Here is a 24485-nt window from a genome sequence, read left to right as displayed (position 1 = left end):
GTTAAGTTTAAGTTCACGCTGACGGTCAGACGAGGAACAATCGTTGCCGCTGGTGTTAACCCTTCCGGCATTTTCTGTCTCGCTGCTCAGTGAAATCATTGTGGCAGGACTACGGAATGTTCTGAATGAGAGTGCAGCCGGTCTGATGAAGGCCAGGGATGAAGATCTGTAGGGTGCGGACTACAGCCATATTCCAGGCAAAAAAAACCGCCCCCGAAGGAGCGGCTGATTCTGTAATACCGGGGAATTACATGTAGTACAGAGTGATGGTGGTCAGGCCATCGAGATGCACCGGCTTGCTCAGGTCCAGCTCGGAACCTTTGTTGATATAAGCCTGCACGCCCAGCTGGCCGCTCAGTGCGGTAAAGGCTACTGGCGTGGTGGTACCGGTTGCAGCCCAGGTAGTCAGGCGCTGATAGTTTGGAGAATAAACGATCCCTGAATAGCTATCTTTAACCCATGGTGAGTCAGCATGGCCCGGGTCGCGGTCGGCGCGCAGACTGTCAACCGCCACTCCGTCAGCAGTCACCGTGCTGCTGTCAATACGCACGCCGTAGCCACCAACTTGCGATGTACCTTCCATACCCAAACCCGCAGCGCCAACGGCTGACAGACCAAACAGGTTAACCGGGCTACGACCCGCTCCGTGAGCTGTCTCAGGGACGCCTGCCAGTGAGCCTGTGCGGCCATTGCTGGCGATCAGCGCTACTTTGGCCGGTGCATCACAGGTAATCGCAAAGCTGATCTGCTTCTCTGGCAGCACGGTGTAGTCGGTCGCGCTGATGGTGTCGGCTTTAATGGTGCCGTAATCCACCACGCCGCCGCCGGTCAGGGCCGGGGTACAGGCCGCAGGCACGATAGTACCGATAACGCGCACATCAACGCTGTCGGCAGCAAAAGCAGACGCGGTAGTGGCCAGCAGGGCCAGGGCAACAACAGTTTTCTTCATCATGACAGGTATTCCAATAGTTAAGTTTGAGTTCACGCTGACGGCCAGTCGAGGAACAATCTCTGCCGCTGGTGTTAACCCTGCCGGCATTTTTTGTCTCGCTGCTCAGTGAAATCATTGTGGCAGGACTACGGAATGTTCTGAATGAGAGTACAGCCAGGGCTCTGAAGGCCGGGGATGGGGATTTGTAGGCGTCAGCCTACAGGTCAGGCGAGAGTGCAGGAAAAGGGGCCGATCCTTTTGTTCGGTCAGCCCGCAGGGTTATCAGAGATAGTAAATTTCCAGCTCGCTTGCACCGCCCGATGCGATGCTGCGCTTCAGGGTGGTCCTGGGCGAGAGAGACAGATGCGGGGTGGCGATCGGCCTGTTGCCACCGCTTTCCGTCCAGCGGATATCCACCGCGCGCGGCCTGAAGCAGTCAATCTTCAGGTCGGGCTGCTGGGGCTGCCCGCTGACCATGGGTGAACAGGCGACGGGCACAATGGTGCCGGTCACGCGCAGCGTGACGCTATCGGCAGCGACGGTGGCATGTGCAACGAGTAGCGTGGTGGCCAGTAAGGCCAGATGAGTTAGTTTCATGGGGTTCTCCTGAGAGGGGATCATACCGTTGCTCTCAGGATCTATCGACCATTTTTTGCCATAACTAAAGGACTACAGGCAAAAAAAATCCCGCCGGAGCGGGAAAAACTACACCTACAGACACTCTTTTTTTATAAAAATAGAGACTTACAGATAGTTAACTTCCAGCGTGGTTAAACCATCAAGATGAATCGGTTTTGACACGTCCAGCGCCGAAACCTTATTCAGGAAGCCCTGTACGCGCAGCTGGCCCGTTAAGGTGGTAAAAGCGACCGGCGTTAACTGCCCGGCGGCGGCCCAGCTGACCGGCGTCACATCGCTCGGTGAAATCGAGAACAGCGTGCCGTCAGAGGCGGCCCAGGTGGTTGGCGCGTTTGCAAACGGGCGGCGGATAGCGTTGACGGCAACACCGTCTGCCGTAAAGCTGCTGTTGTTGATCATCATGGCATAGCCACCGATACGCGTCGCACCGTCCAGCCCCAGCCCGGCAGTACCCGATGGGAAGGTTTTACCCAGCAGCGTGATCCCCATCGGCATTGGCGCAAAGCCGTACGACGTATCATTCGAATCTGCCGTGGTATTTGGGCGGCCGTTAATCGCACGCAGGGACACTTTAGTTGGCGCTTCGCAGGTAATCGCAAACTCCACCGCTTTTTCGTTCAATACGGTGTAGCTGGTCTGATTCAGGCTGCTGGCCTTAATCGTGCCATAGTCCACCACTGCACCAGACGGGAAAGAGGGAGTACAGGCGGCGGGAACGATGGTGCCGACTACGCGTACATCGACGCTGTCTGCGGCGAGCGCCCCGTGGCTCAATGCCAGCAGGGTAATAGCGGTGATTGAAGTTTTCATTACAGAGTCCAGAAGTTAAGGGTTAAGCAAATAAGCAGGAAATTTAGCTGCGGCCATTATCTGCCGCAGCGTCTTTACCCTCCATCGGATTTGCAGGCCATACCTGTAGTCCATGTCCTGCATTTTGTAGGGCGCGACAGGGGATGGCTTACCAGCTCCAGCGCACGCCGAGGCTGGCCCCCCACGGTTGTTCGCTGTTTTTGCCTTTAGCCCGGGTGGCTTCGCTGTAAATCTGCAGATCGCGGTTAACCTGCGCCGCCATGCCAACTCCGGCTTCGCCGCGCAGACCGCTTCTGTCATTGCGGAAAGCGTGGCCGTTAAGATCAATATCATCGCCCGAGGCAAATTCGTTGATGGCCGCCAGCTGGAGCCACGGCTGCAGCTGCACGCCATTCGCCAGCGTGACGGAGCGCCCTGCCACGGCTTTCAGCTCGCCCTGCTGTGATGACATCTGGCCATTTTTCACCTGCATACCGTTATCCATCTGCCAGTTCTGCCCTTTGATCCAGCTACCTGCCACCAGCGCCGACGGTTCGATAAACCAGCCGTCGTTCAGTGCGATATGGCGGCCCGCTTCCAGCGACAGCGTGAAGCCCGGCGTGCTGAACCCGCCTTTGCTCTGCTCGCCGCCGCTCATCGTCACGCGGTTGCTGACGCTGAAGTTGTTGGCTTTTGCCACCGCATCGACAAACCAGCCATCATTCAGCAGCCAGGTGTTATAGGCACCGATAAAGTAGCTGTCGATCTTGCCGCTACCGCCCACGCTGTACTTCACGTTGTTATGGCTGACGCCGGTAAACAGGCCAACCAGTGAGGTGCTCTCCCCCACTTCGCGCGCACTGTCCACGCCGATCATCATGCCGCTCTGCTGCAGCTGCGCATCCGTCCCCCGGCTGCCGTCCTGGCGATATTCACCGCCCAGGGCGCGCAGCCAGGCACCGCCCTGCTGCTGACCGCTGCGGATCTCCCCGGCGCGGGTACGCTGAGTACTCAGTTCAGCATCCGCCGCCACGGGTAGCACATTGGTCAGGGCCAGCACGCTGCGGGCCGCCGGCGTCAGCGCCGGGTTGAGCGGCACAACCGGTGCGACGGGCACCACCGGTTCAACAGGCACCACCGGTTTAACGGGCACTACCGGTTTAACCGGCAGTCCGCTATCGGGGTCATCCACCGGTGGTGGCGGCAGGTCGATATCCGGTGAGTCCGTACCCGGGCCAGTTTCGGTGGGTTTCGCTGCCAATACCCAGTCGTCGCCGCGATGCTGCATTTCATATTGATACACCCCGGCATCCACCACCCCGTTATTCAGGGTGAAGAGCGCGCTGCCGCCCGCGGTATGCACCAGCGGCAGTACGCCGCTGCTGTCGGCCGGCTCGCGCCCGCTGTCGCGCACGCTGATGCGGTGCGCGCCGCTGGCGTCGCCGGAAATGTTGATCAGGTCGCCCTGCAAGCCGGCAATATCGGTGTTCATCACAAACTGACCGCTGCCGCTCAGCGCGCTGAGGTTAAGGGTATGGTAGCCCGCGTCATCGCTGACGAAGTTTACCGTACCGCTATTGGCCAATGCGCCGACGAGCGAATCCCCGGTGAGATTCCACACGCTGTTATCCAGCGTCAGGGTCTGCAGGTTCTGCACCGCGCCGGTTAGCGTGGAATCATTGCTCATCGCCAGCGTGACCTGGTCACCGGCAGCGACATTGACATCGCCGTTCAGCGTCACCTGACTGTCGGCGGTAACGGCCAGGATGCTGCCCGCGCTGGATTGCAGCAGCACGCCGTTGCCGCCAGTTACGGTGGTGCCCTTACTCAGCGCCAGCTCTCCCTGCGCACCCACAGCCTGGATGCCGCTGGCGGCCTGGCTGGTCAGGGTGCTGTTATCGAGGCTGACCGTACTGGCATCGCCCAGACTGTTGCTGCTGATGTACAGACCTGCTGCATTCCCCTCGGTGGTCAGGGTGCTGTTACTGATATCCAGCTCGCCGGAGCGCGTCCAGAGGGCGAAGGCGTTATCGCCGGTGGTCGTCACGCTCAGCCGATCGCCGACAATGCGCGATCCTGGATAAGCCAGCAGCCCGGCCGCCAGCTCACCCGCCGTGTTAATGGCGCTGTTGCTGATGTTGACCTGCCCGCCCATCGCGGCAAACACGCCCATACCGGAGCCGCCAGCGGTGGTAATGGTGACGCCATCGGCATCGACCTGACTCTGGGTGTAAATACCGTGGCTGCCGCTGCCGCTGGTTTTCAGCTCGCTGTTGGTGATGGTTGCCGGGCCGTACTGCGCGTTCAGTGCCGTGGCAGCACTGCCCGTGGTGCTGAGCACGGAATCGGCGATCTGCGCGCGTGAATTTGCCTCGGCAATCCACATCGCATCGGCACCGTTACCGCGGGTGGTCACCGACGTCTGGCTCAGCGTGGCGCTGGCATTTTTATTTACGTTAACGCCGATACCGCTGCCGCTGTTCAGCTGACTGTTGTTCAGGGTGATATCGCCGTTCAGCAGGTAGACCGCATCACCGCTTTCGCTGGCGATTGTGCTGTGACTGAGCGTGACTTCGCCGCGGCTATTTTCCGGGTTGTAGATTTCCACCCCACGGTGCTGATCCAGGGCATTGATCGTCACGCGATCGCCATTCAGCTGCGCATTTCCTACCTCAATCGCCGCCTGCGTTCCCGTGCCCTGCATCAGGACGCTGACGTCATTCAGTACCGCGTCAACGTGCGTTGAAAATATGCCGCTGCCAAGTGCAATTCCGCTGGCACTGCTGCCGTTCACCACCAGGCTGACGCTATCCGCTTGTAGCGTTCCGCCGCGCATATCGATGCCACTGCTCTGGCTGCCGTTGGTGACCAGCGCCAAATCCGCCAGCGTTAGCTGGCTGTCACCGCGCACGGCGATGGCGCTACTGTTCACGCCGCTGGTGGCGATCAGACCGCCGCGCAGCGTGGCCAGCGCAGCGGTAACGTCGAGCCCGTTCGCCTGCAGCCCATTGGTGCTCAGAGTGGCACCGTTCAGCGCCATCGCGCCGCCGTCAAGGATGCGGGCGGCGAACAGATTATTGCCGGAGGTGCGGAAGGTGAGCGGCACGCTGGTTTGCAGCAGGCTTCCTGTCCCGCTGGCTAACAGCGGATAATCGCCTGCGCTGCTGGTGGTATAACCGCTGCTGACCAGCAGCGTCGAACCGTCGGTAACGCTATAGCCCGCATGCGCGGGAGAAAATGTGCCGGACGCCAGCGCCAGCAGACAGCACTGAGATAGCACGGAAGGGGTAAATCGTTGGCTCATCGTATGTTCCTGGACAGATACGCGCTATCACAATTAAAAATGAAATTGCCTGACGCTCTCAGCAAGAAATAGAAAAACCTCGCTTAAGGCGCTAATTAATAACGTCGAATCTCATAATCTAAAGTTTAATAACGCAAAGACAGTCAAACCAAACCATAAGATGATGATTTAACTGATATAGGTCGCGAATAGTAGGGCCATGAAAAAACAATTAACATCAGATAGAAACAGCAGTTACGCAGGCCTTTTTACTTATTTTGTCATCCATTTCAGCGTGGACTACATTGAATAAGATAATTCTGTATTTTTATATTAAATCACTTTTACAGTTTGTAATTATTATGACAGTATTCGGGAAGGACATTTATTTATGAGGCGTTGTAATGGCTAACATTTTGATGATTGACGATCATCCCGTCGCACGTCTGGCGATCAGGATGCTGTTAGAAAAAGATCAGCACACGGTGGTCGGCGAGGCGGATGACGGACTAAAGGCATTACAGATGGTGCGCCAGCTTGAACCGGATATGGTGATTGTCGATCTCGACATCCCTTCACTGAGCGGAATAGAAGTGATTGAAAAGCTGCGCGCCAGCGGCTTCAAAGGGGGTCTGCTGGTCCTGACCTCACGCGATGATGAGCACTATCTCAGCCGCTGCATGAGCATCGGCGCCGACGGCTTTGTCAGCAAGAAAAATAATCTGGAAGAGCTGAGCGATGCGGTAAAAGCCGTAATGCGCGGCTACGGCTACTTCCCGCTGAAGCGTAAAAACGGCGGCAATATTGCCCATCCTGAACAGGAAACGGAGTCGTTGAAAGCGCTCTCCAGCCGTGAATTGCAGGTTCTGCGCTATCTGGCCCAGGGGATGAAAGTCATTGATATCTCGCAGCGCATGCACATCAGTAACAAAACCGTCAGTACCTATAAAACCCGGGTAATGACCAAACTGGAGCTAGAATCTAATCTGGCATTAATTGATTTCGCCCGGCGCAACCATCTGGATTAATCCTGTGAAAAAACCTGTCCTGTTCGTGCTGTTGCTGCTGCTTCCTCTGCTAATGGCGCGGGCTGAGGACACGCCCGAAACGCTATCGATTATCAGCCGCGAGAATTATAACCCCCGCAGTTTCAATATCAGCGATGAAGACTGGCGCTGGCTGGGGCAAAAACGCGAGCTGAAAATCGGCGTCTGGCTGCCGGAAACCCCGCCGTTCGATATGTTTACCGAAAGCGGCAAGTATGAAGGCATTGACGCCGACTATTCGCTGCTGGTGACGCAGTACCTCGGGATGCGTTCGCAGATTACCCGCTTTGCCAGCCGCGAACAGGCGCTACAGGCACTGGAAACGCATCAGGTCGATATCGTCACCGACCCGACCGGCAATCCGCTGCCCATCCATAGCACACTGGTCGGCAGCCGCAGCTTCATGCCGGATAATCCCACGCTGATGCGGCGTATCAGCGACCAGCGCACCAACTGGAAGGCAGTTAAAAACCTGCATCTGGCGGTGTCACATCACTATCTCGATTTGGCCTGGCTGAAACAGCACTTCCCTGAAGCGAGTATTCAACGTTTTGATACCGACGAAGAGGCGCTGGCATCGCTGGCCTTTGGCAACAGTGATTATTACCTCGGCAATCTGACGACCGCCAGCTATCTGGTCGGGCGTAACTACAATAACCTGCTGGCAGTACAGGAGATTTTTCCAGTGCGCGCACCGGGCAGCCGTTTTCTGATGCGTGCTGCAGACTGGCAGTTGGTCAACGCCGTCAACAGCGTGCTGGCCGCGATCCCGGCGACGCAAAATCAGGTGATCTATCAGCAGTGGAGCGAAGGCTCCGACCTGCTGCCCATTATTAACCGGCTAAATTTTAACGAACGCGAAAAACGCTGGCTGAAAGAGAACCCCAACATCCCGGTGGTGGTTAATTCGCTGTATGCCCCCTTCACCATGGTGGATGCCCAGGGCAATTTTTACGGCATCAGCGCCGATTTGCTGCGCCTGATCCGCCTGCGTACCGGGATTAACTTCACCCCGGTGGTCGCCGAGTCGGTCAACGAGATGTTCCGCGACGTGAAGGGGGGTAAAGCCAGGTTTATTGCCGCCATTAGCTACAGCGATATGCGCGATAACCAGCTGCGCTTTACCCGTCCCTATTTTTCCTCCCCCTTTGTGCTGGTGGTGCAGCAGTCGCAATCGCTGCCGATGGCGCTAAATAAGCACACCCGCATTGCGATTACTGAAAACAACATGCTGATCCCCGAGCTGAAAAAGCAGTATCCGGGCATCAACCTGGTGACGGTTGCCAATGCCAGTATCGCTATGCAGCTGGTCAATGAGGGCAAGGTCGACGGCGCGGTGCACACTCTGGTCGGCGGCGGCTATATGATTGACCGCTACTTTCGCAATAATTTAAAAATCGCCATGACGCTGGGAGATGCGTCATCGCAGATCTCTTTTGCTGTCAGCCCTGACCAGCCGGAGCTGCTCAGCATCCTGAATAAAGCGCTGGCCGACATCGCCCCACGCACGATGACCCGGGTGATCAATAAATGGCAAACCTCACCGGATGTGCAGCTGGATACCTGGGCTGCCTATCGCACGCAATTCTGGCTGCTGGGAGGCCTGACATTGGCAATTGGCCTGACGTCGCTGATCTGGATCTACTATCTGCGCCGCCAGATCTCTGCGCGCCGCCGGGCGCAGCAGAGCCTGCAATCTCAGCTTCAGTTCAGCGATAAGCTGCTGAATAACGTGCAGGTGCCGGTGTACGTGGTCGATCGTCAAGGCGGGCTGGTGCTGTTTAACCAGTCATGGCAGGAGTTCTTTAAAGGCGATAGCGTCAACGGCGCGCGCGGCAGCGTGGCCGATGTTAACAATCCGCTCAATGTCATCTGGCGCGAGATTAAAGATGAGGTGATACAGGGTAATGCCGCGCCGCAGCCCAGCCCGCAAGCCTTCCAGATTTTTAATGGCGAAAGTCAGCGCAGCGTGATCCATAACGCCGTGCGCTACCTCGACGATTCCCAGCAAACGGCGGGACTGATCTGCAGCTGGATTGATGTCACCGAGCATCAGAGCCTGACCACCGACCTGTCGCTGGCGCGCGAACGCGCCGAGCAGGCCAACCGGGCGAAAAGTACCTTCCTTGCCACCATGAGCCATGAAATTCGCACCCCGGTCAGCGCCATTATTGGCCTGCTGGAGCTGGCAGTCAGCGCGCCGGGGCGGAAAACCGACGATGATGAGCCGGTCAAAGTCGCCTGGGAATCGGCCCGGTCATTAATGGGATTGATCGGCGATATTCTCGATATGGCACGCATTGAATCCGGGCGTCTTGAGCTGGCACCAGAGTGGGTGCGCAGCACCGAGCTGGCGCCACCGGTGGTACGCGTGTTTGAGGGGCTGGCGCGACAAAAAAGCCTGCGCCTGAGCTGTACGCTGCCGCCGGTCATGCCTTATGAAGTGTTTATCGATGCCCTGCGCTTTCGCCAGATCCTCTCTAACCTGGTGAGTAACGCGATTAAATTTACTGAAAAAGGCAGTGTGGAAGTCAATATCGATATCACCGCTCTGGAGAATGACGAGGTGCGGCTGAGCGTGTCGGTGAAAGACAGCGGCAAAGGGATCTCCGCAGGTGAACAACACGATATCTTTAATCCGTGGGTACAGGCAGAGGACGGCAAGCGTCAGAGCGGCTCCGGCCTTGGCCTGGCCATCTGTTCCCAGCTGGTGCAGATGATGAGCGGCAACATTACGCTGCAAAGCGAACCGGGGCGCGGCACCGAGGTCACCTTCACCCTGGCCCTGGCAACCCGCAGTTCACGGCCGGAGGAGATACCGACCAAAGCCCTGCCAGCCGCCATTGAAGTGCCGCCGCTGCGCATCCTCGCGGTAGACGATCACCCGGCTAACCGCATGCTGCTGCGCCGCCAGCTGGCGCGCCTCGGCCATCAGGTGACCGAGGCCAGCGACGGCGAAAAAGCCTGGGAGATCTGGCAGCAGCAGCAGTTCGACCTGCTGATCACCGATTGCAGTATGCCCGGTATGGACGGGCTGGAGCTGACGCGGCTAATCCGTGCCCACCAGACGCAGCCGTTAATGATCGTTGGCCTGACCGCGAATGCGTGGCCGGAAGAGCGCGCACGCTGCCAGCAGGCCGGAATGGATGACTGCATGTTTAAACCGCTGCAGCTTCCGCAGCTGCAGGCGATGCTAGGCCAGGTGGCGCTGCGCATGGCAAAAGACAGGCCCGCCCCCAGCGAGCTGGAACAGATGCTCAGCTTTAGCGGCCTGAATAATCTGACCCAGGGCGATGATGAGCTGCTGCACTCCCTGCTGAGCGTCACCTTAACCACCCAACGCCAGGATATAGTCGAAGCGGCAGAGCTGCTGGAGCTGGAGGACTGGCCGGAAATGGCGAAGTGCATTCATCGCATGTCGGGTGCCTGCCAGATTATCAGCGCCAATAAAGCCGAAGCGCTCTGTCGCCGTCTGGAAGATCTCTGCCGTCAGGATGACGTCTCCGCTGAAGAAGCCCAGGCTCTGTGGCAGGAAACGGAGAACGAACTGGCTATATTAAATCGGGCTATTGAAAACTATCTGGCGGGGAATTAAAGCATGCCTTATGTCATCCCGTCAGAATAATCCTACGAAAGCAGCAGACGGCACTGATAGACAACAAACGGGGCCAGGAGTGTAATGAGATTATTCTAATTACACGGTCACCTGATTATGTCTCATATCGCCATGCTTGATAGCGACGCATTTTGCATTAAAGGCGTCGAGGAATATTTTAAACTCAGCGAAATTCACACCCTCGGCTGTTCATCACTGGCCGAACTGGATAATACGCTGCAAAAAAATCGGATTAAAGTGGTCATCAGCGAACTGGTAACGGACAATGATACCCTGTTTTCCTGCATTGATTACTTTAAGAATTTCCAGCACCGCTGGCCAACGCTGAAGCTGGTGATCTATACCCGCCTGCGCGACCCGGCGCTTATCGCTTACGTGCGTAAAACCCTGCCGCGCTGCGAGCTGGCATTTAAATATGAAAGCGCTATTGCCCTGTCGCTCTGTATTACACCTTCAAGGTTGCACCAGAAAAGCGCGGAAGAGGAGCTGGCCTGTTATCAGAAGGATATTTTAACCGCGCGGGAATTTTATTTGCTGCGCTTCCTGTCGGAAGGAAAATGCCATAAAGATATTTCGCGCCGCTTGCCGCTGAGCATTAAAACCATTAGCTACTATAAATTAAAAATTATGGAGAAGCTGAAATGCAAAAACATGGCCGACTTCCAGAAAAGAATGAATGACTTTGGGGTTTACTATTATCAATAAAATGGGTCATCTTCTTCACCCGTGGCCTGACGCTGAGCGCACCATCCAATGGAGCGCTCAGCGTTTTTTCAGCCTCAGATAAAGTCTTTTGCCTGCTGGATCAGGCTGGTTTTAGTCAGCGCACCAAGAAACTTCTTCTCTATCGGGTTATTCAGCACCGGCAGGCGCTCCAGCGTCACCTGGGCGAAGGCTTCCCACCCCTCTTTGATGGTCTGATTTTCATAGATATAGGGGAAGCTGCTGTCCATCACGCAGCTCACCGGGGAGGTCAGGGTAATCTCTTTATCCAGCACTTTATGCGAAATATCGTGGATCGACACGGCGCCAAGGAACTTCCCCTCCTCGCTGACCACATACACAAAACGCTCGCGCTTCAGCGAGCTAACCGCCAGCGCTTTACCCACCGAGGCCTCCGGCGTCAGCGCCGCGCCGGAGATAATAAACTGCGAGATGATACCATTATCGAAGTTGAACTTGGCGTCAGAGCGGCTGAAGTGGTTGTTCATCACCGGATAGGTGCTGGTGGAATGCAGGCGGTAAACCGTCATCGAGGCCAGCACGCAGGCGATCATCGCCGGAAACAGCAGGCTGCTGTTGAGCGTCATCTCCAGCACCATCAGCATCGCCATCAGCGGCGCCTGACTGACCGAGGCCAGCACCGCGCCCATACCCACGGCGGCGAACACTTCGGCGTTACCGATCGGTAGCCCGGCAGCGGCGGCCACCAGCGCCACCATTTCCCCCATTAAAGCACCAATCAGCAGCGCCGGGGTAAACAGGCCGCCCACCGCGCTGGAACCCACCGAGATCGCCGTGGCCAGCATCTTCAGCAGCAGCAGCGCCAGCAGCATCGGCAGCAGGAAATCCCCGGCCATAATGCGGACGATCACTTCGTAACCGTTGCCGAGGATCTGGGTGCTGCCTATCGCCAGCACCCCGACCAGCACGCCGCCGATACCGAGGCGCAGCGGCAGGCTTTTCAGCGGCGCGAACAGCCGCTTGCTCTGACCAATCAGCCCGATCATCGCCCAGCCAAGCAGCCCGGCCAGCAGCCCGATAAGCACCGTCAGGGCGATACTGCCCGCAGAGAGGTCAAACTGGCTGTGGGAGAAGGGATAGATGGCGGAGCGAAAGCCCAGCGACCACATGGTCAGCACCGCGACGCCGGCGGCGATAATCAGCGGGATCAGCCGCTGCATCGAGGAGATGCCAAAGGCGATCTCAGCGACGAAGATCGCCGAAGCCAGCGGTGCGTGATAGACCGACGCCAGCCCGGCCGCAGCGGCCATCGCCACCACATCGCTGTTCTTCAGCGGCAGCGAGCGAAACAGCCAGCGCCCCATCAGGCTACCGCTCAGGGCAGAGAGCTGCACCATCGGCCCTTCGCGCCCGATGGACGCGCCGCTGCTGATACTCGCCAGCGAGGAGAGCCCGCGAAACAGCGAGGTTTTAGTCGGCACCGCATCGAGCCGGGCGTTGATCACTTCCAGATAGTCGGTGCGCACCGTCTCTTTCTGCTCGATGGCGGCGGCGTAGCGCAGGAAAAATCCGGCCACCAGCCCGCCCGCGCCAATAATCAGCGGCCAGCAGTACCAGGGATAGGCGCGCATTGACTGCGTGATATCACCGGATCCGCCAAAAATCAGGGTATCCACCAGGGCGATGGCTTCACGGAAGAGCAGCGTCACCAGCGTGGCGACCAGCCCGACGGGTATGGCGACCAGGATGCTGGTCCAGTTAAGTGCGTGCCTGCTGCTGATACTCATCGGGTTCCCTCGGGATGATTTCCTGTATGGTGCGAGAGGTGAGCTGAAAAATCAAATCACGCCTTTTTGTCATTGCCTCACTTTACACAAATGGTACTCTGCTTTTTCGTTCACTCAGCCGCACAGGAACACTATGATTCGCTTCGCCGTCGTTGGAACCAACTGGATCACCCGTCAGTTTGTCGATGCCGCTCACGAAACCGGAAAAATGAAGCTCAGCGCCGTCTATTCGCGCTCGCTGCAGCAGGCGAAAACCTTCGCCAGCGATTATCCGGTCGAGCTGCTGTTTGACTCTCTGGAGCAGCTGGCGCAGAGCGAGGCTATCGATGCGGTGTATATCGCCAGCCCGAACGCCCTGCACTGCCCGCAGGCGCTGCTGTTTATGCGCCACGGCAAGCACGTGATCTGCGAGAAGCCGCTGGCGTCCAACCTGCGCGAAGCGGAGGCGATGGTCGCCTGCGCACGTGATAACCAGGTGGTGCTGTTTGAGGCGTTTAAAACCGCCAGCCTGCCGAATTTCCTGACCCTGCAGCAGTCGCTCACCCGCATCGGCAAGCTGCGCAAAGCCTTTATCAACTACTGCCAGTATTCGTCACGCTATCAGCGCTACCTCGACGGTGAGAACCCCAACACCTTCAACCCGGCGTGGTCCAACGGGTCAATTATGGATATCGGTTATTACTGCCTCGGCACCGCCGTCAGCCTGTGGGGGGCGCCGTACAGCGTCACCGCCAGCGCCAGCCTGCTGGAGAGCGGCGTCGACGCCCACGGCAGCGTGATCCTCAACTACGGCGATTTTGACGTGACTATCCAGCACTCGAAGGTCAGCCAGTCGACGCTGCCAAGTGAGATCCAGGGCGAAGAGGGTTCGCTGGTGATCGAGCAGGTTTCCGAATGCCAGCGCGTCAGCCTGGTGCCACGCGGCGGCAAAGCGCAGGATCTCAGCCAGCCGCAGCATATCAATACCATGCTGTACGAAGCGGAAACCTTCGCCCGCCTGGTAGAGAACAACGAGATCAATCATGCCGGCCTGGCAACCTCGCTGACCACCGCCCAGCTGCTGACCGAGATCCGCCGCCAGACCGGCGTGGTGTTCCCGGCAGACAGCCCCGATGCGGCGGTTGTGTAAATATTTCTAAATATTACTGAAGAATGTTGACCTGGCCCGGCGCGCAGCATATCTTTTGCCCAGCAAAGGGGAGTAACTTCTTCGCCAGTTAATCGTCAATACGGCATCCACACGATGTCCGGTTACTGGGGCAACCAAATTTTGGTTGTAAGTGAGACCTTGCCGGGAGGCGAGGTTTGCTTACAGCGACAATAATAATGTGGCTGGCGTCTTCCGACGTTGGCCATTTTTGTTATTGGGGCAAGAAAAAATGAATACTGTTGGCACACCGTTACTCTGGGGCAGCTTCGCTGTCGTTGTCGTCATTATGCTGGCGATTGACCTGCTGCTGCAGGGCCGTCGCGGCTCACACACCATGACCATGAAGCAGGCTGCGGCCTGGTCGCTGGTCTGGGTGACCCTTTCGCTGCTGTTTAACGTCGCCTTCTGGTGGTATCTCACCGGCACTGCCGGGCGCGAGGTGGCCGATACCCAGGCGCTGGCGTTCCTCACCGGCTATCTGATTGAAAAAGCGCTGGCGGTGGATAACGTCTTCGTCTGGCTGATGCTGTTCAGCTACTTTGCCGTGCCTGCGGCGTTGCAGCGCCGTGTGCTGATCTACGGCGTGCTGGGCGCTATCGTGCTGCGTACCATCATGATCTTCGCCGGTAGCTGGCTGGTCACGCAGTTCAGCTGGCTGCTCTATATCTTCGGCGCGTTCCTGCTGTTTACCGGGATTAAAATGGCGCTGGCGAAGGAAGATGACAGCGCGATTGGCGATAAGCCGCTGGTGCGCTGGCTGCGCGGCCACCTGCGCATGACCGATAAGATCGAAGGCGAGAAGTTCTTCGTGCGTCAGAACGGCCTGCTGTATGCCACCCCGCTGCTGCTGGTGCTGATTATGGTCGAGCTGAGCGATGTGATTTTCGCGGTCGACAGTATTCCGGCGATCTTCGCCGTCACCACCGACCCGTTTATCGTGCTGACCTCTAACCTGTTCGCCATCCTCGGCCTGCGTGCGATGTACTTCCTGCTGGCGAACGTCGCGGAGCGCTTCAGCATGCTGAAATATGGCCTGTCGGTGATTCTGGTGTTTATCGGCGTGAAGATGCTGATTGTCGATTTCTTCCATATCCCGATTGCGATTTCGCTGGGGATTGTTGGCGGCATCCTGGCGCTGACGCTGGTGATTAACGCGGTGGTGAATTACCGTAACGACCGTAAGTCCGTTCACTAATCTGCATACACTAATCTGCATAAAAAAAGGGTGACCACAGAGGTCACCCTTATTCAAGGCACATCACCGCTTAAATCAGCGATTTCACGGGCACTTGTAAACCTGGCCGCTCATTTTGCTGTCCAGCGGTGCGAAGCTGGACCAGATGTTCTGGGTTGGGCTGGTGGCACCATAAATGACGTTGCCGCCCATCTCGGCCGCACGGTTACGCAGGTCGTTGGCCGCGCCGCGCAGTGAGCTGCCTTCACCGCCTGCACCTGAGAACCAGTTGCTTTGCGCGCCGGTCACGTTGCCCAGCAGCTGGCAGCTGCTGGCCGGTTGCTGATCGGTAAAGGTGACGCGCTCGCCCGCAGAACTCAGGGTGTTAGAGGTACTACAGCCTGCCAGCAGCAGGGCCGCCACAGAGAGTCCCAGCAAGTTAATCCGCATTTTAATCCCCATTTATTATCATCAGATTCAGGCCAGAGCATCATCTATCCTTGCCCTGGAACCCGCAAAAAATTCATCAGGTTAGATCGTGTGCTAATGACTTTACTATTTTCCCCCCAAAAAGAAAAACCCCCTGTCAAAGACAGAGGGTTTTTACTCACGCGAGGTGGGGGAATTACATCATTCCGCCCATACCACCCATGCCGCCCATGCCGCCGCCAGCACCTAAGTCAGGCGCATCGCCTTTAGGCAGGTCGGTCACCATGCATTCGGTGGTGATCATCAGGCCAGCAACAGAGGCCGCGTACTGCAGAGCAGAACGGGTCACTTTAGTTGGGTCGAGGATACCGAAGTCGATCATGTCGCCGTACTCTTCGGTCTGCGCGTTGTAACCGTAGTTACCTTCACCCGCTTTCACGTTGTTGGTGACCACAGATGGCTCTTCACCGGCGTTAGAAACGATCTGACGCAGTGGGGATTCCATCGCACGCAGTGCCACTTTGATACCCACGTTCTGGTCTTCGTTCTGACCACGCAGTTCAGCCAGTTTAGAAGCCACGCGTACCAGTGCAACACCACCACCAGCAACCACGCCTTCTTCTACCGCAGCACGGGTTGCGTGCAGGGCATCTTCAACGCGCGCTTTCTTCTCTTTCATTTCAACTTCAGTTGCTGCGCCCACTTTCAGCACGGCCACGCCGCCTGCCAGTTTCGCTACGCGCTCCTGCAGTTTTTCACGGTCGTAATCAGAGGTCGCTTCTTCGATCTGCTGACGGATCTGAGTCACGCGGCCGTTGATCGTCGCTTCTTCGCCCGTACCATCGATGATGATGGTGGTGTCTTTGTTGATCACAACGCGTTTCGCCTGGCCCATATCTTCCAGACCGGCTTTTTCCAGCTCCATACCGATCTCTTCAGAGATCACGGTACCACCGGTCAGCACTGCGATGTCCTGCAGCATGGCTTTACGACGGTCGCCGAAGCCTGGTGCTTTAACCGCAGCCACTTTCACGATGCCGCGCATGGTGTTAACCACCAGGGTAGCCAGCGCTTCGCCTTCAACATCTTCAGCAATGATCAGCAGTGGTTTACCGGCTTTCGCAACGGCTTCCAGCACTGGCAGCATTTCACGGATGTTGGAGATTTTTTTGTCAGCCAGCAGGATGAATGGAGATTCCAGCTCAACTGCGCCAGTTTCTGGCTTGTTGATGAAGTACGGGGACAGGTAGCCACGGTCGAACTGCATACCTTCAACCACGTCCAGCTCGTCCTGCAGGCCGGTGCCTTCTTCAACGGTGATCACGCCTTCTTTGCCGACTTTTTCCATCGCCTGAGCAATCAGTTCGCCCACGGTTGCGTCGGAGTTAGCAGAGATAGTCCCCACCTGAGCGATAGCTTTAGAGTCAGAGCATGGCACAGACAGTTTTTTCAGTTCGTCAACCGCAGCGATAACCGCCTGGTCGATACCGCGCTTCAGATCCATCGGGTTCATGCCCGCAGCGACGGCTTTCAGGCCTTCGGTGATGATGGACTGAGCCAGTACGGTGGCGGTGGTGGTACCGTCGCCTGCAGCATCGTTCGCTTTAGAGGCCACTTCTTTCACCATCTGCGCGCCCATGTTTTCGAACTTGTCTTCCAGCTCGATTTCACGTGCGACAGAAACACCATCTTTGGTGATGGTCGGTGCACCAAAAGATTTATCCAGAACCACGTTACGGCCTTTCGGGCCCAGGGTAACTTTTACTGCATCTGCCAGTACGTTGACACCGCGCAGCATTTTTACGCGTGCGTCATTACCGAATTTTACGTCTTTAGCTGCCATTTTTACTTATTCCTTAAATTCGTTACGTTCAGTGACTGAAGTGAAATGAATAGGCGAAAATTACCCTTCAACAATCGCCAGAATGTCGTTTTCTGAGATGATCAGAACTTCTTCGTTGTCGATTTTTTCAGTTTTTGCGCCGTAGCCTTCGCTGAAGATCACGACATCACCCACTTTCACGTCCAACGGCTTCACGTCACCGTTTTCCAGGATGCGGCCGTTACCGACAGCCAGCACTTCGCCACGGGTCGATTTGCCCGCCGCGGAACCAGTCAGCACGATGCCGCCAGCAGATTTGGATTCAACTTCTTTACGCTTGACGATAACACGATCGTGCAATGGACGAATTTTCATTGTTAGCTCTCCTTTGAGAAGTCCAATCATTTTGGGATGAAAGCCGTGCTGCTTTGGCATCGGCCTCGTGACGGAAGAGATAAGGCCGGGTAGCACCCCTTTCAAGGGCAGGAGGTATTTTTTTTTGTTAACTGCTTCGTTCGGCGTTTTTTTGCACAACTGGTCGCCCAGTGCAAAAAAAACGGCGCAGCCCCTAAGGCTGCGCCGCTGGCGAATTTATTCGGCAAATCAATGGCGATCGTGACGATCGTCATGCTCAATCAGATTTGACTCTTTGCGCTCGTATTCGCCGTCCACGGTAAACCCGCTGTCCGGCCCGGCGCCATTGCCACGCCACATTTTAAGATGCGGCATCAGCTTCAGCGTCAGGTGCTTCTGCACCGGTGGTAACAGCAGCAGCAGGCCGAGGAAATCGGTGAAGAATCCCGGCAGCAGCAGCAGAAAGCCCGCCAGCACCAGCGAAACGCTCTTGATCATCTCCGCCGCCGGGCTTTCACCCGCGTTCAGCTTCTGCTGCATCAGCATAAAGTTTTTCATCCCCTGATTTTTCACCAGCGAGATCCCGATGCAGGAGGTGAAAATCACCAGCAGCATGGTCAGTAAAACGCCCATCACGTGGGCCACCTGTATGAAGAGTGAAATCTCGATCCACACCAGGGCAAAAATCACTAAGAACGGTAACCAGCGCACCGTATTCTCCTGTATCAGTGGCCGCCCCACTGTTTTGCGGCGGCAGAAAATGGCGGTCTTCGCGACCGATAGTATAGAAGGTGGGTCCGGCAGCCCGGTTTTTCAACTGGAAATGCCGAAATTCATCCCCCCCTTTCAAAGTGACCAGGATCACATATCATTGAAACTGTTTGATATGGCAAACGGTTTAAGTGATCTGGATTCAGGCTTTTGCAACACAGCAGAATATGATCGTGCTCAGCCCAGCGCAAACGGATAATATCCCGCTGCGGGCTGTACCCGGCCCGATAATCACTGGATGCCAGCCACGGAGCAGGCACTTAAATTGTGATGATTTAGACCCTATCCCATCAGGCGTAATTGTCGCAGTCAGTTTGGACACGGACAGCGCGGAAAAACCGGAGCGTACACGCAGTACGTGAGGATTTTGAGCACTGCCCAGGTGCAAAATGACAAGTAAAATAGCCTAATGGGATAGGTTCTGACCCGGTAATCCCCTAAAAGAAGGTTCACATGGCTAATAACATTCGTATCGAAGAAGACCTGTTAGGTATGCGTGAAGTTCCCGCAGATGCTTATTACGGTGTTCATACTCTGCGTGCGATTGAAAACTTCTATATCAGCAACAGCAAAATCAGCGATATTCCTGAGTTTGTGCGCGGTATGGTGATGGTAAAAAAAGCGGCGGCGCTGGCGAACAAAGAGCTGCAAACTATTCCGCGCAACGTGGCCAACGCGATCGTCAATGCTTGCGATGAAGTGCTGAACAACGGCAAATGCATGGATCAGTTCCCGATTGACGTCTATCAGGGCGGCGCGGGCACCTCGGTGAACATGAACACCAACGAAGTGTTAGCCAATATCGGTCTTGAGCTGATGGGCCATCAGAAAGGGGAGTATCAGTTCCTCAACCCGAACGACCACGTCAACAAATGCCAGTCAACCAACGATGCCTATCCAACCGGTTTCCGCATTGCGGTTTATAGCTCAATCCTCAAGCTGCTGGATGCTATCGGCCAGCTGAGCGAAGGCTTCCAGCGCAAGGCCGTCGAGTTTAATACCATTCTGAAGATGGGCCGTACCCAGCTGCAGGATGCCGTCCCGATGACGCTTGGCCAGGAGTTCCACGCGTTTAACGTCCTGCTGAACGAAGAGATCCGCAGCATACTGCGCACCGCGGAACTGCTGCTGGAAGTGAACCTTGGCGCCACCGCCATCGGTACGCGCCTGAATACCCCGGATGGCTATCAGCAGCTGGCGGTGCAGAAGCTGGCGGAAGTCAGCGGCCTCGCCTGCGTTCCGGCGGAAGACCTGATCGAAGCGACCTCCGACTGTGGGGCTTACGTGATGGTGCACAGCTCGCTGAAGCGCCTGGCGGTTAAACTGTCGAAAATCTGTAATGACCTGCGCCTGCTCTCCTCCGGCCCGCGTGCTGGCCTGAATGAGATCAATCTGCCTGAACTGCAGGCCGGTTCGTCCATCATGCCCGCTAAGGTGAACCCGGTAGTGCCGGAAGTGGTGAATCAGGTGTGCTTCAAGGTGATCGGCAACGACATCACCGTCACCATGGCCTCTGAAGCGGGTCAGCTGCAGCTCAACGTGATGGAGCCGGTGATTGGCCAGGCGATGTTTGAGTCGGTCCACATCCTGACCAACGCCTGCTACAACCTGCTGGAAAAATGCGTCGATGGCATCACTGCCAATAAAGCGGTATGCGAAGCCTATGTGTTTAACTCCATCGGCATCGTCACCTACCTCAACCCGTATATCGGCCACCACAACGGCGATATCGTTGGCAAAATCTGCGCCGAAACCGGTAAGAGCGTACGCGAAGTGGTGCTTGAGCGCGGGCTGCTGACCGAAAGCGAGCTGGATGACATCTTCTCCACCCAGAACCTGATGTTCCCGGTGTATAAAGCCAAACGCTACACCGATGAAAATGAACAATAATCCATTCATCAGATAGCAGCTTAAGGCACGTCAGTTCTCAGAACGACGTGCCTTTTTACTTGGTATGGCGCACAAATTTTTAACGGTTTTTTATCTTTAGCCTTAAGGAATACAACATGTTATTACCAGAACTCATCGTCGTGTTTTTGGCGATCTATTTAGGTAGCCGGCTGGGCGGCATCGGCATTGGCTTTGCCGGGGGAATGGGGGTTCTGGTGCTCACCCTCGGTTTCCAGATTACCCCGGGAGCCATTCCGTTCGACGTGATTGAGATCATCATGGGGGTGATCGCCGCCATTGCCGCAATGCAGGTTGCCGGGGGGATGGATTACCTGGTCAGCCTGGCAGAGCGCCTGCTGCGCAAGCATCCGCGCTATATCACCTTCCTCGCGCCGCTGGTGACCTATTTTATGACGCTGCTGGCCGGAACCGGGCACACCGCGTTCTCGACGCTGCCGGTGATTGCCGAAGTTGCCAAGGAGCAGGGTGTGCGCCCGTCGCGCCCGCTGTCGATTGCGGTCGTCGCCTCGCAGATTGCGATTACCGCCTCGCCGATCTCGGCGGCGGTGGTGTTTATGGCCGGCATTCTCGAACCGCGCGGCATCAGCTATCTGGCGCTGCTCGGCGTGGCGATCCCGTCCACCATGGCCGCTATTTTTATTGCCGCGCTGTTCACCAACTTCTTAGGGAAGGAGTTAAAGGATGATGATGTTTACCAGGCACGTCTGGCCAAGGGCGAAGTGACCCTGCGCGGCGCCAGCAAATTCCAGGAGAAGCCCGGCGCTAAGCGTTCAGTGCTGCTGCTGCTGCTGGGGATCGTTGCCGTGGTGCTGTACGCCACCGCCATCAGCGATGCCGTGGGGCTGATTGCCAACCCGGTGCTGCCGCGCAATGAGGCCATTGTGGTGTTTATGCTGACCGTGGCCGCGCTGATCTGCCTGACCTGTAAAATCGATACCGGGGAGATCCTCAGCGCCAGCACCTTTAAATCCGGCATGAGCGCCTGCGTCTGCGTACTCGGCGTAGCGTGGCTGGGCGACACTTTTGTTAAAGCGCATATCGGCGAGATCCAGCAGGTGGCGGGCGAGCTGCTGCATGACTATCCGTGGATGCTGGCGGTGATCCTGTTCTTTGCTTCTACCCTGCTCTATTCTCAGGCGGCGACCACCAAAGCGCTGATGCCAGCGGCGCTGCTGCTCGGCGTGTCGCCGGTTACCGCCGTCGCCTCATTTGCAGCGGTGTCCGCGCTGTTTGTGTTACCGACCTACCCAACCCTGCTGGCGGCAGTAGAGATGGACGACACCGGGTCGACGCGCATTGGCCGCTTTGTGTTTAACCACTCATTCCTGGTGCCCGGCACGCTGGCGATTATCCTGTCGGTTGCGTTTGGTTTCCTGCTCGGCGGAATTTTCCTCTGACATCAGGGTTCGATTCAGCACTGTAGGGGTCGACCTTTTTTCCGGTCGACCCGCTCATTTAGTGTCGACCCGAAATTCCTACGCCATGCTATTATCTCTCCCCCGTAAGGCCGGTCCCACATGGAGAGAGAAAGACCCGTTATGACCCAGCGACTTATCCCCTACATTTTTCTGCTGTTGCTCAGCCTGTTCAGCGCTACCGCCAGTGCATCACTGTTCGGGCAGAACAGTAACAGCCAGTTTGTTCCGGTCAATCAGGCTTTTGCTTTTGATTTTTCTCAGAAAAACGATCAGCTCACGCTCAGCTGGCAGGTCAAGCCCGGCTACTACCTTTATCGCCAACAGCTGAAGATCAGCGTACAGGGCGCGACCCTGGCGCAGTGGGAACTGCCTGCAGGCAAGCCACACGAAGATGAGTTCTACGGCAAGACCGAAATCTACCCGCAGAGCCTGACGCTGCCGTTTACCCTTGAGCAGGCCGGGAACGGCGCGCAGATGACGGTCACCTATCAGGGCTGCGCCGCTGCCGGATTCTGCTACCCGCCGGAAACCCGCAGCGTGCCGCTCAATGCCGTGGCAGCCCACAGCAGCGCACCTGCGCCCGCGCCATCAGCCGCCGTCAGCGCCGCGCCGGATAACCGCAGCGATAATACCCTGCCATTCTCCCCGCTGTGGGCATTGCTGATTGGGATTGGCGTGGCGTTCACCCCCTGCGTACTGCCGATGTATCCGCTAATCTCCGGCATTATCCTCGGCGGTAACCGCCAGTACCGCCTGGGCCGCCTGTTCGCGCTGGCGATGGTCTATGTGCAGGGAATGGCGCTGACCTACACGGTGATGGGGATTGTTGTCGCCGCTGCCGGGCTGCGCTTCCAGGCGGCGCTGCAGGCTCCCGCCGTCCTGATCGTGCTTTCCGCGTTGTTTATCGTGCTGGCGCTGTCGATGTTTGGCCTGTTCAGCCTGCAGCTGCCCTCTTCCCTGCAGACCCGCCTGACGCTGTGGAGCAACCGCCAGCAGGGGGGATCGCTGCCCGGCGTATTCCTGATGGGCGCGCTGGCCGGGCTGATCTGCTCGCCGTGCACCACTGCCCCGCTCAGCGCCATCCTGCTGTATATCGCCCAGAGCGGCAATATGCTGGCCGGTGGCGGCACGCTGTATCTCTACGCGCTGGGCATGGGCCTGCCGCTGATTGCCATTACGCTGTTTGGTAACCGCCTGCTGCCGAAAAGCGGCCCGTGGATGCAGACGGTCAAAGAGGGCTTCGGCTTCGTCATCCTCGCCCTGCCGGTGTTCCTGCTGGAACGCGTTATCGGCGATGCCTGGGGCCTGCGCCTGTGGAGCGCGCTGGGCGTGGCCTTCTTCGGCTGGGCATTTATCAGCAGCCTGAAAGCCAACCGCGGCTGGCTGCGCGTGCTGCAAATCCTGCTGCTGGGCGCCATGCTGATTGCTGCCCGCCCGTTACAGGACTGGGCCTTCGGCAATGCGCCAACGGCAGAATCGGCCGCGCACCTCAGCTTTAACCGCGTCAGCAGCGTTGAGCAGCTCAACCAGCAGCTGCAAAACAGCGCGGGCAAAATCACCCTGCTCGATCTGTATGCCGACTGGTGCGTGGCCTGCAAAGAGTTTGAGAAGTACACCTTCAGCGACGGCCAGGTGCAGAGCGCGCTCGGCCAGCTGCAGCTGTTACAGGCGGACGTCACCGCCAACAGTGCCACCGACAGCGCCCTGCTCCAGCACCTGAACGTGCTCGGCCTGCCGACCATTTTGTTCTTCGATGCCAGCGGCCACGAAATTCCCGGCTCGCGCATCACCGGCTGGATGAAACCTGCCGCTTTCCGCGCGCATTTGCAGAAACTGGCGCGTTAAACGACACTAAGGTTCGATAATGAAGTGTAAAAGAGGAGAACCGCGTGCAGCGTGAACACGTACTTGAACAGGCTCTGAACGTGCTGGAGCAGCATGGCCTTGCGGCGACCACCTCTCTTGAAATGATGGCGGGTGAACTGGACTGCAGTGCACAGGAGCTGCAGCGCTTCTGGCCGGATCGCGACGCGCTGCTGTATGACGCGCTGCGCTATCACGGCCAGCAGATCGACGTGTGGCGCCGCCAGCTGCTGCTGGATGATAGCCTGAGCGCCGGGCAAAAACTGCTGGCCCGTTACCAGGTGCTGGCCGATGCGGTGAACAATAAGCGCTATCCCGGCTGCCTGTTTATTGCCGCCTGCAGCTTCTATCCGCAGCCGGAGCACCCGATCCACCAGATTGCCGAGCTGCAAAAACAGGCTTCGTGGCAGTTCACTCATCAATTGCTGAGCGAGCTGGAAACGGACAACCCTGCGGGCGTCGCGCACCAGATGGAGCTGATTCTGGAGGGCTGCCTGTCACGCCTGCTGGTTAAACGCCAGGTAGAGGATGTCGAGACTGCGCGCTGCCTGGCGGAAGATGTGCTCAACTTTGCGCTGTGCCGCAAGAACGGTGCGCTGAGCTGAACAGCTTTTAATCCAGGCGGGCAAAAAGCAGGCAGTCGGCGGGAGTTTGCGTCTTTTTTATGACAAAGCCGTTGACGCCGAACGGCCTTTACGGTTTAATGCGCCCCGTTGCCCGAATAGCTCAGTCGGTAGAGCAGGGGATTGAAAATCCCCGTGTCCCTGGTTCGATTCCGGGTTCGGGCACCATATTTAGAAAAACCCGCCTCTGGCGGG

At 57.2% G+C, this 24485-nt stretch carries 19 protein-coding genes and 1 tRNA gene; 11 read left to right on the top strand and 9 right to left on the bottom strand.

Features of this window, described 5'->3' with window-relative positions:
- Positions 1 to 247: 247 nt before the first annotated feature.
- From J2Y91_RS10310 to J2Y91_RS10295, 4 genes are all read right to left on the bottom strand, one after another.
- Positions 248 to 952 carry a DUF1120 domain-containing protein gene (locus J2Y91_RS10310; RefSeq protein WP_253538121.1) on the bottom strand — a complete coding sequence of 235 codons (705 nt, stop codon included), beginning with the start codon at positions 950 to 952 and terminating at the stop codon, positions 248 to 250.
- A 261-nt stretch (positions 953 to 1213) separates the two neighbouring features.
- Positions 1214 to 1528: a hypothetical protein gene (locus J2Y91_RS10305; RefSeq protein WP_133624898.1), complete on the bottom strand. Its 315-nt coding sequence runs from the start codon at positions 1526 to 1528 to the stop codon at positions 1214 to 1216.
- A 147-nt stretch (positions 1529 to 1675) separates the two neighbouring features.
- A complete protein-coding gene (locus tag J2Y91_RS10300; protein ID WP_253538117.1) occupies positions 1676 to 2380 on the bottom strand; it encodes a DUF1120 domain-containing protein in 705 nt (234 codons plus the stop codon).
- A gap of 148 nt (positions 2381 to 2528) precedes the next feature.
- Positions 2529 to 5663 carry an autotransporter outer membrane beta-barrel domain-containing protein gene (locus J2Y91_RS10295; protein ID WP_133624900.1) on the bottom strand — a complete coding sequence of 1045 codons (3135 nt, stop codon included), beginning with the start codon at positions 5661 to 5663 and terminating at the stop codon, positions 2529 to 2531.
- A 383-nt stretch (positions 5664 to 6046) separates the two neighbouring features.
- On the opposite strand from J2Y91_RS10295, the gene J2Y91_RS10290 reads away from it, so the two are divergent.
- The 3 genes from J2Y91_RS10290 to J2Y91_RS10280 all read left to right on the top strand — a co-directional run bounded on the left by J2Y91_RS10290 (position 6047) and on the right by J2Y91_RS10280 (position 11009).
- On the top strand, positions 6047 to 6670 hold the full coding sequence (locus J2Y91_RS10290; RefSeq protein ID WP_253538114.1) for a response regulator: 624 nt from the start codon (positions 6047 to 6049) through the stop codon (positions 6668 to 6670).
- A 4-nt stretch (positions 6671 to 6674) separates the two neighbouring features.
- Positions 6675 to 10283: a response regulator gene (locus tag J2Y91_RS10285; protein WP_253538112.1), complete on the top strand. Its 3609-nt coding sequence runs from the start codon at positions 6675 to 6677 to the stop codon at positions 10281 to 10283.
- Positions 10284 to 10400: 117 nt separating this feature from the next.
- Positions 10401 to 11009 (top strand): LuxR C-terminal-related transcriptional regulator, encoded by a 609-nt coding sequence (locus J2Y91_RS10280; protein ID WP_133624902.1) that lies wholly within the window; start codon positions 10401 to 10403, stop codon positions 11007 to 11009.
- A 74-nt stretch (positions 11010 to 11083) separates the two neighbouring features.
- Here the strand turns inward: J2Y91_RS10280 and J2Y91_RS10275 are convergent, their stop codons facing one another.
- Positions 11084 to 12775 carry a chloride channel protein gene (locus tag J2Y91_RS10275; protein WP_253538109.1) on the bottom strand — a complete coding sequence of 564 codons (1692 nt, stop codon included), beginning with the start codon at positions 12773 to 12775 and terminating at the stop codon, positions 11084 to 11086.
- A gap of 133 nt (positions 12776 to 12908) precedes the next feature.
- Here J2Y91_RS10275 and J2Y91_RS10270 point away from each other — a divergent pair, with 133 nt between their 5' ends.
- Together J2Y91_RS10270 and J2Y91_RS10265 are read left to right on the top strand one after the other, a co-directional pair.
- Complete coding sequence (locus J2Y91_RS10270) at positions 12909 to 13904, top strand: Gfo/Idh/MocA family protein (protein WP_253538105.1); 996 nt, start codon at positions 12909 to 12911, stop codon at positions 13902 to 13904.
- A gap of 250 nt (positions 13905 to 14154) precedes the next feature.
- A complete protein-coding gene (locus J2Y91_RS10265) occupies positions 14155 to 15120 on the top strand; it encodes a TerC family protein (RefSeq protein ID WP_253538101.1) in 966 nt (321 codons plus the stop codon).
- A gap of 84 nt (positions 15121 to 15204) precedes the next feature.
- Here the strand turns inward: J2Y91_RS10265 and J2Y91_RS10260 are convergent, their stop codons facing one another.
- From J2Y91_RS10260 to J2Y91_RS10245, 4 genes are all read right to left on the bottom strand, one after another.
- Complete coding sequence (locus tag J2Y91_RS10260; protein WP_048917447.1) at positions 15205 to 15549, bottom strand: DUF4156 domain-containing protein; 345 nt, start codon at positions 15547 to 15549, stop codon at positions 15205 to 15207.
- Positions 15550 to 15724: 175 nt separating this feature from the next.
- Positions 15725 to 17371, bottom strand: a complete 1647-nt coding sequence (gene groL / locus J2Y91_RS10255) for a chaperonin GroEL (RefSeq protein ID WP_048917439.1) — start codon at positions 17369 to 17371, stop codon at positions 15725 to 15727.
- A 60-nt stretch (positions 17372 to 17431) separates the two neighbouring features.
- Complete coding sequence (locus tag J2Y91_RS10250) at positions 17432 to 17725, bottom strand: co-chaperone GroES (RefSeq protein ID WP_048917440.1); 294 nt, start codon at positions 17723 to 17725, stop codon at positions 17432 to 17434.
- A gap of 228 nt (positions 17726 to 17953) precedes the next feature.
- The gene (locus J2Y91_RS10245) at positions 17954 to 18415 is read right to left on the bottom strand and encodes an FxsA family protein (RefSeq protein ID WP_253538098.1); all 462 of its coding nucleotides are present in this window, start codon (positions 18413 to 18415) and stop codon (positions 17954 to 17956) included.
- Here J2Y91_RS10245 and J2Y91_RS10240 point away from each other — a divergent pair.
- The 6 genes from J2Y91_RS10240 to J2Y91_RS10215 all read left to right on the top strand — a co-directional run bounded on the left by J2Y91_RS10240 (position 18354) and on the right by J2Y91_RS10215 (position 24458).
- Complete coding sequence (locus J2Y91_RS10240; protein ID WP_253539573.1) at positions 18354 to 18674, top strand: hypothetical protein; 321 nt, start codon at positions 18354 to 18356, stop codon at positions 18672 to 18674. The genes J2Y91_RS10245 and J2Y91_RS10240 overlap by 62 nt on opposite strands.
- Before the next feature lie 254 nt (positions 18675 to 18928).
- Positions 18929 to 20365 (top strand): aspartate ammonia-lyase, encoded by a 1437-nt coding sequence (aspA, locus tag J2Y91_RS10235; protein ID WP_253538096.1) that lies wholly within the window; start codon positions 18929 to 18931, stop codon positions 20363 to 20365.
- A gap of 116 nt (positions 20366 to 20481) precedes the next feature.
- On the top strand, positions 20482 to 21783 hold the full coding sequence (locus J2Y91_RS10230) for an anaerobic C4-dicarboxylate transporter (protein WP_048917444.1): 1302 nt from the start codon (positions 20482 to 20484) through the stop codon (positions 21781 to 21783).
- A gap of 141 nt (positions 21784 to 21924) precedes the next feature.
- Complete coding sequence (locus J2Y91_RS10225) at positions 21925 to 23649, top strand: protein-disulfide reductase DsbD (RefSeq protein WP_253538093.1); 1725 nt, start codon at positions 21925 to 21927, stop codon at positions 23647 to 23649.
- Between the two features lie 44 nt (positions 23650 to 23693).
- Positions 23694 to 24272 carry a transcriptional regulator gene (locus J2Y91_RS10220; RefSeq protein ID WP_048917446.1) on the top strand — a complete coding sequence of 193 codons (579 nt, stop codon included), beginning with the start codon at positions 23694 to 23696 and terminating at the stop codon, positions 24270 to 24272.
- A gap of 110 nt (positions 24273 to 24382) precedes the next feature.
- Positions 24383 to 24458 (top strand) — tRNA-Phe (locus tag J2Y91_RS10215).
- Positions 24459 to 24485: the final 27 nt, after the last annotated feature.

Source organism: Erwinia aphidicola, from assembly GCF_024169515.1.
Lineage (GTDB): Bacteria > Pseudomonadota > Gammaproteobacteria > Enterobacterales > Enterobacteriaceae > Erwinia > Erwinia aphidicola.
This window is presented reverse-complemented; position numbering and strand designations above follow the sequence as displayed.